Here is an 11,579-nt window from a genome sequence, read left to right as displayed (position 1 = left end):
AGGCCGAGGGTGCGCATGCGCGGGCCAGCGTGGATGGCGGCGTGGGTGATGCTGGGGCTCGTCTCCGGCTGCCGGCACACGCAGGCGGAGAGCACGAAGGCGGAGCGTCCCAAGTGGATGCCGCCCGAGGGCGACTGTCCGCGCGGAGCGCTGTTGCAGATGGAGCGGCTGGGGTTGAAGCCGGGGGACAAGGTGCCGGTCATCGTGGACGCCATCCAGGACCACCCGGGGCCGGCCCGGTACAACTACAGCTTCGTGATTGCGCTGCCTCGGGACGAGGGAGAGAAGAAGCTGCCAGGGGCGCGCATCGGCGGGCGCCTGTACGTGACGAAGCACCGGGTGTTCGGCCGGTATGACCGCATCTTCCTGCAGGAGAGCGGAGGCGTGTCCGTGCCCTTCTGCGGAATCCTGCTCGACGCGCGCTGGGACAAGGACGGCGAGGGCCTGATTGCCTATCCGAGCCCGATGAAGGGCTTCTCCGTCGTGCAGGACAACACGGGCGTCATCCAGGTGGTGGATAAGTATCCGTGAGGCTTTGTGAGGTTCATTCCGGCTTCATGCCGGTGCGGACCATGGCGAGGTCGATGGACTCTTGAAGGGCCGTTCGATAGCGGCCCTTTCGCATTCGTTTCACGCGTGACGCCGTATCCGCGATGAACGGTCTGACCAGGGGAGAGTCTTCCTCGCCCAGCTGAATCCATCTGCCGAGCATGGCGGCAGTCGTTACTCGGCCTTCGGTGGAGGAGAATCCAAGCCGCGTCAGTCGCTTGAGCTCCAAGACGAGAGTTGTCGCAGGTTCCGCGGGCATGCATGCCCTGTACAGGATTCTTTCCGCGACCCGTCTGGCCATCTCGCGGCGCACGAACGTCGACTTCGTCTTGGCCTGCATCCTCCGGAGGAATCGCAGCATCTCCGCCCGGAACACCGCATGGGGCTCATCGTGCAGGGCAATCTCGGTCCGGCCTAGCGTCTCGCCGAATTCATGTGCGAGCTTTTGCTGAGGGCTCATTCGACTGCGGGGCACTTGCGTCCTCCGAGCGTTCTGGTCGGCCAGTAGCCGCGTTCCCTGCAGAGGTCGAAGCACTGCTGGCAGACGGTGTTTCCCCAGTCGCCCGAGTTGCGGCGGTTCGCCACCTTCGCCTGCTCCATGCATTTTGTGTACAGGTCATTGCAGCGGTCATAAGGCTTGCCGTCCCCCTTTTCCTCCAGGCCTTCCGTGGTTTTGGGCGGAACGACCGGGCCCGGGTTCGGAGGCTTGGGGGCCTTCGGCTTTGGCGTCCTGGGCGCCGTCCCCAATTGCTCACACGCTGCTTCCGAGCCGTTCTTGCACGAGCAGTCGACGGTGCTCGCGCAGCCCGGTCCAGGTCCCGGCCCCACGGACTGACGCAATGGCCGCGAAGCACCGGCACAGCCTGTGAGCCACAAGCACCCCAGTGCCAACCACAGGCATGCACGCGTGCCTCCGAGCGTAGCAGGGGGACTCCATCGAGAAGCAGGCAGGCTCGAACAGTGCATCGTCGGGACTTGACCGTGGCAGCGCAGGACTCCAGGCTGGCCGAAGCGTGTCGTCCCTCCCTGCGCTACAGTCCGCACCGTGTTCTACGCGTGCGTACGTGCGGTGGTGGCCCTGTTCCTGCGGCTCTTCTACCGGGTGAAGGTGAATGCCCCAGAGAAGGAGCCGGAGGGGCCCGTGCTCTTCGTGGGCAACCATCCCAACGGGCTCATCGACCCCGCGCTGGTGTTCATCCTCACGCGCCGCAAGGTGACGTTCCTCGCCAAGGCGCCACTGTTCAAGATGCCTGTCATCGGCTGGCTGCTCCGGGGTCTCGACGCGCTGCCCGTGTATCGCAAGCAGGATGACCCCACGAAGATGGCGGGCAACGAGGGCACGCTCGATGCCGCCAAGGGCGCGCTCGTGCAGGGCCGCGCCATCACCATCTTCCCCGAGGGCAAGAGCCACTCGGAGCCCGGGCTCGCGGAATTGAAGACCGGTGCCGCGCGCATCGCCCTCAACGCCGCGAAGGAGGGTGCCCCCGTCCGCATCGTCCCCGTGGGTCTCACCTACGCGGAGAAGAACGTCTTCCGCAGCGAGGTGCTCATCGACGTGGGCCCCGCAGTCGAGGTGCAGTCCTTCCTTCCGAAGGACGCGGCCTCCGAGCCCGACACCGTGCGCGCCCTCACCGAGCGCATCGCCGAAGGGCTGCGCGCCGTCACGCTCAACCTGGAGCAGTGGGCGGACCTGCCGCTGGCGCAGCTCGCCGAGCAGCTCTATGCCTTCAAGCAGGGCGGGCCGCTGGACGCCGAGCGGCTGCGGCTCTGGGCCCGCGGCGTGCAACTCTTCCGCGCGCAGGAGCCCGAGCGCTTCGAGGGCATCCGCGCCCACCTCGCGGCCTTCAAGCACCGCATGGAATTGGTGCAGGCCACCGGCCCCGAGGACCTCGCGCTGGTGTACCGGCCCGGCAACGTAGTGCCCTTCGTCGTGAAGAACCTGCTCGCGCTGGTGCTGGGCCTGCCGCTCTTCGCACTGGGGCTGTTGCTGTTCTGGCTGCCGTACCAGTTGCCTCGCGCGGCGAGCCGCAAGGCGGAACTGGACGTGCAGGCCACGGTGAAGTTCCTCACCGCCTTCGTGGTGGCCCTGGTGTGGTGGGGCGCACTGACAGTGGCGGCAGGGTGGTGGGCGGGGCTCCCCTGGGGCGTGGCCACCTTCCTCGCGGTGCCGCCTCTGGCGCTCTTCACGCTCTACTTCGGGGAGCGCTGGGAGGCCCTCCGCCGCGACATCACCGTGTTCTTCACGCTGGGCAACCGCGCGCGCCTCAAGACGATGCTGCTCGCGGACGGTGAACGGTTGGCCTCGGAGGTGGAGCGGCTGGCCGGTGAGTACCGCCCGAAGCTGGACGGCACCTCGCTGTCCGGTCCCGCTCCCGTGACGCCCTGACGCGGGGGCTTCAGCGCGTGCGGGGCACGGCCTCGCGGAACTTCTTCGCGCCCAGCAGCAGGGCCAGGCCGCCGAGCAGCACGGGGATGGCGTTCAGCTCAATCGCCGTGCGCAGGTTCGCCGCGTCCGCGATGCCTCCGATGAGCGTGGGGGAGATGGCATCGCCCAGCATGTGGATGAACAGCACGTTCAATCCCATGGCGAACGCGCGGAACGCGGTGGGTACGCAGTTGACGATGGCCGCGTTGATGGGGCCGCTGTTCAGGAAGATGAGGAACTGCGCGACCGCAATCGCCGCGAAGGTCGCCCACGTCCCGCTGATGTTCACCGCCAGGTACATGCACGGCGCCGCCAGCAGCAGGCCGATGCCCGACATCCACAGCCCGCCGCCCTCGCGCCTGCGGTCCAGCCTGTCACCCAGCCAGCCTCCGGCCAGCGTCCCCGTGAGCCCCGCGACGGCGGTAATCGCGCCGAACACGAAGCCCACCTTGCCCGGGCTCTCCACCCAGAGTTGCCGCTCGCGCACGAGGTACGTGGGCATCCAGAAGCCCAGCCCGCCAATGGAGAACGTCATCAGCGTGTAGCCCGCCGTCGTCGCCCAGAAGGCCGCATTGCGTCCCAGCCCCTTCAGTCCCACCATGAAGGGCAGTTTCAGCGTGGCGTCCGGCCCATCCATGGCGCCGCGCTTCGGCTCGGGCATGAAGAACGCCAGCGTCCCCAGCACGAGGCCCGGCACCGCGCCCGCGAAGAAGGCGTGATTCCACGGCTTGAGCGCGTCACCCAGCACGTAGCCCAGCGCCGAGCCCACCGGAATGGCGATGTAGAAGAACGCCAGCACCCGCGTGCGCAGCGCGCGCGGGTACAGGTCCGAGATGATGGAGGGCGCCACCGCGCCGTAGCCCGCCTCGCCAATGCCAATCACCGCGCGCGCCACCAGCAGCGCGATGAACGACGTGGCCAGCCCGCTGGAGCCCGTGGCCAGGCTCCACAGCAGCACGCCGCCCGCCACCAGCAGCTTGCGCGGCATCCTGTCTCCCAGGAAGCCGCCCAGCGGCGAGGCCAGCATGAACACCACGATGAACACGGTGCCCAGCAGGCCGGACTGCGTGTCGTTGATGCCGAACTCCTTCTGGATGTCCGGGAGCGCGGCCGCGACGATGTACCGGTCGAGGTAGTTGACCAGGTTGATGAGCGTCAGGACGAACAACGCGAAGCCGCCGTTCGCCGCGGGCGAGATGGGCGAGGCCGCGGAGTTCGCGGCAGGAGTTGCGTTCATGGCGAGGTGGCTCCGGCTCCGAAGCGGTGCGCGAGCAGTCCCCAGCGCAGGCCCCTGTCACTCACGTGGCACGCGTCCAGGCCCAGCGCCTTCACCGCCTCGAGGAGGATGAGCGCGCCGGCGGGGATGACGTCCGCGCGCTTGGGCTGCAGGCCGGGCAGGGCGCGGCGTTGCTCTAGCGGCAGGCCGCACAGCCGGTCCACCAGCGCCTCGAGCTCGGTGACGGACAGCGTGCCGCCGTGGACGGCCTCTGCGTCGTACGGCGCAATGGCGTGCTGCACGGCATAGAGCGTGGTGACGGTGCCGGCCACGCCCACCATCAGCGCGCCGGGCGGAGGCGGGGGCAGTGCCTTGAAGGTGTCGCGCAGGTGCGTCTCGATGCGCGCGCGGTCCTCGGCCGTCAGCGGGTCCGTGCGCACGAAGCGCTCGGTGAGCCGCACCGCGCCCACGTCGAAGCTGTGCCGGAAGTCCACGTGCCCGGCCGGGTTGCCGTAGATGAACTCGGTGGAGCCGCCGCCGATGTCCAACACCAGCAGCGGACCCGCCGCCTCCGACGCGAAGTCCGCGTGCACGGCGGCGAACGAGAGCTCCGCCTCCAACTGGCCGGAGATGATTTCCACCGTCACGCCCGCGCGCTCCTTCGCCGCGGCGAGGAACTCGGCGCCGTTCTGCGCGTCACGCGCCGCGCTGGTGGCCGAGACGGCGATGCCCTGCGCGCCCAACTCACGGGCCTCGCGGGCGAAGGACTCCAGCACCGCGAGCGTGGCCTCCATTCCTTCCGGAGACAGGCGGCGCGTGGCGTCCACGCCCCGGCCCAGGCGGGTGATTTCCGCGCGCTCCTGCACGGCTTCGAAACGGCCTTCGGGGGTGCGCTCCGCGACCAGCAGCAGCACCGAGTTGGTTCCCACATCAATGGTGGCGAAACGCGGCATTCGCGGGAGCCTACTCAACGCAGCAGCGCTTCCAAAGCATCGGCCAGAACCTGGTACTCGTCGTGTGTGTTGTAGAGCTGGGCGGAGACGCGCACGTGACGCGCGGGCGCCTTCGGCCAGGGGACGATGGGCACTTCGATTCGGTACTCGTCGAAGAGGCGCAGGTGGAGCGGGTCCACGTAGAGCGGTGGCTCCGGGGGCGCGGGGAAGCCGTCCGGCAGCCGCGCCGTCGCCATGCTCCCCACCATGTCCTCCGGGCAGTCGGGCGTCACCTTCAGCCGCTCGCACAGCAGCTTCCGCGCGGCCAGCGCCTTCTCGCGGTTGGCCCGCATCACCTCCGGCCAGCCGCCGGGTAGCAGCCCACCTACGACGCGAATCGCATGCGGCACGCAGAGCGCGGCGGACGGGTCATGCGTCCCCAGCCAGTCGAAGTCCAGGCGGAAGCGCGAGCGGTCCGTCCGCGTCGAGTTGTGCCCGTGGCTCACCACCAGCGGCTTGATGTCCGCCTGCAAATCACGCCGCACGTGGAGGAAGGCCGCGCCCTTGGGCGCGCACAGCCACTTGTGGCAGTTGCCCGTGTAGTAGCCCGCGCCCAACTCGCGCAGGGACAGGGGCAGCATGCCCGGCGCGTGCGCGCCGTCCACCAGCGTCTCCACGCCCCGCTCCCGGAGGGCGGCGATGAGCCTCGCCACCGGCATCACCACCGCTGTCTGGCTGGAGACGTGGTCCACCAGCAACAGCCGCGTGCGCGGCGTCACGTGCGCCAGCACCGCGTCCACCACTGCATCCGGCGAGGGAATGGGCCACGGCAGCTTCGCCACCACCACCTTCGCGCCCCAGCGCGAGGCCGCGTACTCCAGCGCGTTGCGGCTGGCGTTGTACTCGTGGTCGGTGGTGAGCAGCTCGTCACCGGGAGCGAAGCGCAGCGAGCGCAGCGAGCGCAGCACCGTGTTGACGCCGGTGGTGGCGTTGGTGACGAAGGCCACGTCGTCCGCTTCGGCGCCAATGAAGGCGGCCAGTGCCTCGCGGGCCGAGTCCAGCAGCGGCTCGACTTCGCGGTGGAGGAAGCGGACCGGCTCCGCCTCCATGCGCGCGCGCAGCTCGGACTGCGCTTGCAGCACGGCGGTGGGGCAGGCGCCGAAGGAGCCGTGGTTGAGGAAGCGGACCTCGGAGTCCAGGCTCCAGTGCTTGCGGAAGGGGGCGCTCATGCGCGGGCACTCGACCCGACGCGGCGCCCCCTGTCAACGCGAGGAGAGGAGGCTCCCTCGGAGGAGGGGCGCCCTCACGACTCGCCGCGCCGTCAGGGCTTGCTGGGCAGCTGGGTGGGGTGGTTCTTCGTGAGGTCGACCTGCGTAAGGTCGGACTTCAGCACGTAGGCGAAAGCGCCGCGCGGGTTCTTCTGATGCGCCTTGAGGAAGCTCAGGGCGATGACGTTGCCCCCCGCTTCCACCGCGATGTGCTTCAGTTCCTCGACAATCTGCTCGCGAGTCAGCGCGGCGCCCCGGCGCGTGCGCAGCAGCACATGTCCGAGCACCACGTGGGGCGCGCCCTCGTCGACGACGAGGCTGCCTTGGCGGGTATCGACGCCTTCGGGCAGTGCGTCGATGAGGACGCGCACGGGCTGCTCTTCCCCCGCCTGCGCGGGCTGCATGCGCACGACGCGTTCCTGGGTATGGGAGTGTCCCCCGCCCGAGCCCGGGTTCCGCGCCAGGAAGCCGCTGGTGTAGCGCTCCACCAGCATCATGTCCTCGGACAGCCGGGCTTCACCGAAGGAGGTGTACGTGACGGTCGGCGGCACCGGCCCTCTGGAGGCGCAGGCGCCCAGCAGCGTCGCGGCGACCAGGAGCAGGGAGGCAGTCTTGAGCATGGCAACCTCGAAAGGAAACGCAGGGGCGCGAAGGCTACACCCGCCTCCTACCCCCGCGTCGAGGACTCACCGGCATCCCGTCCAGTGGAGTACCGGTGGGCCAGACTCCAGTCTCACTCCGCCTGCGCGAGCGGCGCCCAGTCGGGCGTCAGCAGCGTGCCCTTCTCGGCGCGCAGCGGGAGCTGGTTGTTGCCGTCCGCCGTCATGACGAAGAGCTGCGTGCCGCCGTTGCGCGTGGACGTGAAGACGATGAGCCGCCCGTTGGGCGAGAAGGCCGGCTCCTCGTTGTTGCCCTGGTCCTGCGTCAGGCGCGTCACCTTGCCCGTCTCCACGTTGACGGTGAACAGGTCGAAGGCGTTGCGCTCGTCGCGCGCGGTGAAGGCGATGAGGTCTCCGCGAGGCGACCAGTCCGGCGTCTGGTTGTAGTTGCCCTGGAAGGTGAGCCGGCGCACGCCCGAGCCGTCCGCGTTCATGACGTACACCTGCGGGCTGCCGCCCCGGTTGGACACGAAGGCGAGGCGCTTGCCGTCCGGCGACCACGCGGGGCTGGTGTTGAGGCCGTACGGCGTGTCCGTCACCGCCTTGGCGCCGCTGCCGTCCGCGTTGGCCACGTAGAGTTGCGCGCTCTCACCCTCCGCCAGAGCGTAGGCAATGCGCTTGCCGTCCGGCGAGTACGCCGCGCCGGTGACCATCTGCCCCTCGGCGATGAGCGAGCGCGCCTCTCCGCCCGGCTTCTGCACGAAGATGTCCGGCTGGCCCCGGCGGTACGTGGTGAAGGCCACCTGCGCGCCGTCCGGCGAGAGCGCGGGGAGGATGTTGATGCCGCCCTTGGTGAGCGCCTTCGGGTTGCCGCCGTCCCAGTCCGCCACGACGATGTCGCGATTCTGCCCGGCCTTGCGCACGTAGGTGATGCGCGACAGGAAGGGGCTGGGCTCGCGCGTGAAGTGCCGGTAGAGCGCGTCCGCCAGCCGGTGCGCCAGGAGCGACGCGTCGTCTGCCGGGGCGTCCTTGGAGACCTTCAAGTCCTCTCGGCCGGTGCCGACGTTGAACAGGCGCAGCTCGCCGCGAAGCACGCCGCCGTCCTGTGCCAGCGACACCTTCACCAGCGCCTCGGCGCCCACGTCCGCCCAGCGGCTGAACTTGATGCTGCCGGCCGTCATGCCCTCCGTCGCGTCCGCGGTGAAGCTCTTGCGGTCCAGCACCTGGAGGATGCCGGAGGCGGCGAGGTCGAAGCTGAAGGACGCGTCGAAGGCGGGGGCCAGCTTCTTGCCACCCTCGTTCTGCGTCAGCGGCGCGGGCACGGCCACCGGCAGCGGGCGGAAGTTGGCGCCGGAGATTTCAATCGTCGGCGCCTGGGCAAGCGCCGCGAGCGGGAGGAGGACGAGGGAAAGGAGCAGGGCTTTCATAGGGCGTTGAACACCAGGTTGACGCCGCTCTTCTGCAGCGTGTCCCGGAGGTGGTCCGGCGGGGGAGAGAAGGGCGCCGCCTTGCGCACGGCGGTGACGACGGCGGAGTCGAACAAGTCGTTGCCGCTGGGCCTGGTGAGGCTCACGTCCAGCACCTCGCCCGCGCGGCCCAGGCGCACCGCCACCATGGCCTTGAGGTGCAGGCGCTCGGACTCCGGAATGGTGTCCGCCACGCTGTAGTGACGGCGCACCTGCGACTGGAGCAGGCCGAAGTAGCGCTCGCCCTCGGCCGTCGCCGAGTCGCCGTCCGGGTCGCCATCCTCCGCGCCCTCGGCCTCCTCGGGCTCGGCCGCCTTGGCCGTCTTGTCGAAGGCGCCGAAGAGGCGCTTGCGGCGGTCCTCGCCCGACGTCTCGCCCTTCACGGGCGCGGGCTTCGGCTGCGAGGAGGGCTCGGGCTTCACGCCCGGAATGGGCACCGCCACCGCGGCCGACGAGGGCGGAGGCGGCGCGTCCGGAGCGGGCTTGGGCGCGTCCACCTGCTTGGGCGGAGGCGGGAGCTGCTCCTTGCGAGGCAGCAGCTTCGGGTCCCTCGGCTTGCCCAGCCGCACCAGCGAGGCCTTGATGGGCTTGGCCTCCAGGTCCACCTGGGGCCCGGAGGTGAAGCGCGCGTACAGCACCGCCGCGAGCAGCACGGCGATGTGCCCCGCGACGGAGAACGCCACGAAGCGCGACAGCCGCGTGGGACGCGAGACGAGCAGGCTGTGGGCCACCGCGGAGTCCGTCATGGGCTAGCGCTTCGCCTCCTTCGACTTGCCCTTCTTCTCGTTGGACGTCTTGGCCCCACCGGACGGGTCCGTAATCATGCCGACGTTGTTGATGCCCGCGCGCTGCGCCGCCGCCATCACCTCCACCACCACGCCGTACGGCACGTCGCGGTCCGCGTGGAGGTAGACCTCCTTGTCGGCCTGCGCCTTCGCGTTGGCGGCCAGCTTCTCCGCCAGCTCCTCCAGCGCGACTTCGGCGTCACCGATGTAGACCTTGCGGCCGGCGTCGATGGACAGCACGAGCTTCTTCTCCGTGGCCTCCACCGGTGCGGCCTTCGTCTCCGGCAGGTTGACCTTCACGCCCTGCTGGATGAGGGGCGCGGTCACCATGAAGATGATGAGCAGCACCAGCATCACGTCCACCATGGGCGTGACGTTGATTTCGCTCATGGTGGTGCGGCCACCGCCGCGGTTGCCTCCGCTCATTCCCATGGCAGGCCTCGCCTAGCGGAAGAAGTGCCGCTTGATGATGTTGAGGAAGTCCGCGGAGAAGTTCGACATCTCGGTGTCGAACACCTTGATGCGGCTGACGAACGAGTTGTAGGCCACCACCGCCGGAATCGCCGCGAACAGGCCCGCCGCCGTGGCGAACAGCGCGTTGCCCACCGGCGCGGCCACCGTGGCCAGCGTCGCGTTGCCCTGCTCGGCAATCTGGTTGAACGCGCTGAGGATGCCGATGACGGTGCCGAACAGGCCCACGAAGGGCGAGGCCGCGCCCACCGTGCCCAGGAAGGACACGCGCGCTTCCAGCTCCGTGATTTGCGCCGTGGACGCGCGGTTCAGCGCGCGCTCCACGTTCTCGATTCCGCCCATCCGCTCGGCCATGGCGCCCTCGGCGCCGCCTTCCTTGGCCTGAGCCAGCTTGCTCAGCTCCTCGTAGCCGGCGCAGAACACCTTGGAGAGCGGCGAGCCATCCAGCTTCTGGGCCGTCTGGTAGATGGCCTCCAGCCGCGAGGCCTTCCAGAAGGTGTCGAGGAAGGTGAGAGATTGTGCGCGAGCCTTCGCGAGCTGGGCCGCCTTCATGGCGATGAGGGCCCAGGAGGCGACGGAGACGGCCATCAGGAGCAGCAGCACGGCCAGCTCGATGAAGGATGCGTCGCGGATGATCTCCACGTAGTTCATGGCGCCGAGCGCCAGGGGCAGGTGGGGCGTCATGGGGTGGAGGCCGTAACACTCCGATACAACAGGGTCAAACATTGGAGATACGCCCGGTTGCTTGAAGCGGAATGCGGCCTTGGCTGAATAATTCCCGAGGGTGGCCGTCCGGAGTGGTTGTAACGGGCCGAACACCTACCACCCCACGAAGGTTCCCCATGAACTCCCGACTGCTGGTCGCCTTTCTCTGCCTGGCGGCGGTTGCCCCTGGTTGCGTCATCCACGACCACGACGACCCGGGCTACCCCGGTGACGCCACGTTCCGCTGGACGTTCGGTGGTCTGCGCTGCGACGAGGACCGCGACATCAAGGGCGTCAACATCACCATCCCCGGCGAGGTGCTGGAGAACGATGGTTACTATCCCTGCCAGGCCAACGGCTTCGACGGCATCGTCCTCCACGACTTCGTGCCGGGCGCCTACAGCTTCACCATCGAGGCCGTCAGCTACTCCAACGAGCGCCTCTACTACGCCAGCGGCACCTTCCGGGTGGACGGCGATGTGACGGTGAGCGTGGACCTGACGCCGACGGGCGCGCCGCCCTCGTTCGCGTACCTGAGCTGGCAGTTCCCGCCGAACAACGTCAGCCAGAACCCCAACTGTGCGCAGGCCGGCATTGCCTCCATCGACGTCCGCGTGGATGACGGCGAGTGGGCCCACTTCGACTGCACCCGCGGCTGGGGCGCCAACAACATCCAGACGCCGTACCTGGAGCCCGGCAACCACAACGTGGAGTTCGTCGCCGTCGATTCGAGCGGAGCCCCCTGGTACTACTACAGCGGCACCATCAAGACGCAGGCCGGCACGCCCACCTCGCACACGGCGGACCTGTGGGCCATCGGTGGCGCCTCCATCCGCTGGGACATCGTCGCCGGGAGCCAGACGCTGACGTGCTCGCAGGCCCGCCTCACCGAGGTGCGCATCAACTTCCGCGACGCCTTCACCGGCGAGCTGGTGTACGGCATCTTCGGCGACGGCCACGGCTGCAACGACGCCCCGGTGGTGTACGAGTTCCTCCGCCCGGGCCGCTACAAGGTGGAGATGTACGCTCAGGGCTCGGACGGCCGCGAGTATCTCTCTCCGGACAACGGGCCCTTCATCGACGTGATTGCCCACCAGTTCCCGGGCCCGAACAGCGCCCTCACGGTGCCCCTCGTCCGGCTGTAACGGTTACCGGCAGTCAGG

Annotated in this window: 12 protein-coding genes; 3 read left to right on the top strand and 9 right to left on the bottom strand. The window is 69.1% G+C overall.

Annotated features, from left to right (window positions below):
• Window positions 1-15 precede the first annotated feature (15 nt).
• Window positions 16-531: a hypothetical protein gene (locus tag ACVTJA_RS40360; RefSeq protein WP_465828474.1), complete on the top strand. Its 516-nt coding sequence runs from the start codon at window positions 16-18 to the stop codon at window positions 529-531.
• A 13-nt stretch (window positions 532-544) separates the two neighbouring features.
• Here ACVTJA_RS40360 and ACVTJA_RS40355 read toward each other — a convergent pair whose 3' ends face one another.
• Complete coding sequence (locus ACVTJA_RS40355) at window positions 545-1,009, bottom strand: hypothetical protein (RefSeq protein WP_465828472.1); 465 nt, start codon at window positions 1,007-1,009, stop codon at window positions 545-547.
• A 585-nt stretch (window positions 1,010-1,594) separates the two neighbouring features.
• On the opposite strand from ACVTJA_RS40355, the gene ACVTJA_RS40350 reads away from it, so the two are divergent.
• A complete protein-coding gene (locus ACVTJA_RS40350; RefSeq protein WP_465828470.1) occupies window positions 1,595-2,935 on the top strand; it encodes a lysophospholipid acyltransferase family protein in 1,341 nt (446 codons plus the stop codon).
• A gap of 10 nt (window positions 2,936-2,945) precedes the next feature.
• On the opposite strand, the gene ACVTJA_RS40345 is transcribed toward ACVTJA_RS40350, so the two are convergent.
• The 8 genes from ACVTJA_RS40345 to ACVTJA_RS40310 form a co-directional block, all read right to left on the bottom strand.
• Entirely contained in the window at window positions 2,946-4,211 is a 1,266-nt protein-coding gene (locus ACVTJA_RS40345) for a spinster family MFS transporter (RefSeq protein WP_465828468.1), read from the bottom strand.
• Window positions 4,208-5,143, bottom strand: a complete 936-nt coding sequence (locus tag ACVTJA_RS40340) for a Ppx/GppA phosphatase family protein (protein WP_465828466.1) — start codon at window positions 5,141-5,143, stop codon at window positions 4,208-4,210. The genes ACVTJA_RS40345 and ACVTJA_RS40340 overlap by 4 nt, the downstream gene beginning before the upstream one ends.
• A gap of 14 nt (window positions 5,144-5,157) precedes the next feature.
• Window positions 5,158-6,351: an aminotransferase class V-fold PLP-dependent enzyme gene (locus ACVTJA_RS40335; RefSeq protein WP_465828465.1), complete on the bottom strand. Its 1,194-nt coding sequence runs from the start codon at window positions 6,349-6,351 to the stop codon at window positions 5,158-5,160.
• Window positions 6,352-6,443: 92 nt separating this feature from the next.
• Entirely contained in the window at window positions 6,444-7,010 is a 567-nt protein-coding gene (locus tag ACVTJA_RS40330) for a hypothetical protein (protein ID WP_465828463.1), read from the bottom strand.
• A 113-nt stretch (window positions 7,011-7,123) separates the two neighbouring features.
• Complete coding sequence (locus ACVTJA_RS40325) at window positions 7,124-8,416, bottom strand: LpqB family beta-propeller domain-containing protein (protein WP_465828461.1); 1,293 nt, start codon at window positions 8,414-8,416, stop codon at window positions 7,124-7,126.
• Window positions 8,413-9,201 carry a TonB family protein gene (locus ACVTJA_RS40320; protein ID WP_465828460.1) on the bottom strand — a complete coding sequence of 263 codons (789 nt, stop codon included), beginning with the start codon at window positions 9,199-9,201 and terminating at the stop codon, window positions 8,413-8,415. Before ACVTJA_RS40320 ends, ACVTJA_RS40325 begins: the two co-directional genes overlap by 4 nt.
• Window positions 9,202-9,204: 3 nt before the next feature.
• On the bottom strand, window positions 9,205-9,672 hold the full coding sequence (gene tolR / locus ACVTJA_RS40315; RefSeq protein ID WP_465828458.1) for a protein TolR: 468 nt from the start codon (window positions 9,670-9,672) through the stop codon (window positions 9,205-9,207).
• Between the two features lie 12 nt (window positions 9,673-9,684).
• Complete coding sequence (locus tag ACVTJA_RS40310; RefSeq protein WP_465828456.1) at window positions 9,685-10,395, bottom strand: MotA/TolQ/ExbB proton channel family protein; 711 nt, start codon at window positions 10,393-10,395, stop codon at window positions 9,685-9,687.
• A gap of 158 nt (window positions 10,396-10,553) precedes the next feature.
• Between ACVTJA_RS40310 and ACVTJA_RS40305 the strand changes: the two genes are divergently transcribed.
• Entirely contained in the window at window positions 10,554-11,561 is a 1,008-nt protein-coding gene (locus ACVTJA_RS40305; protein ID WP_465828452.1) for a hypothetical protein, read from the top strand.
• The last annotated feature ends 18 nt before the right edge of the window (window positions 11,562-11,579 follow it).

The organism is Pyxidicoccus sp. M6, from assembly GCF_055568925.1.
This window is presented reverse-complemented; position numbering and strand designations above follow the sequence as displayed.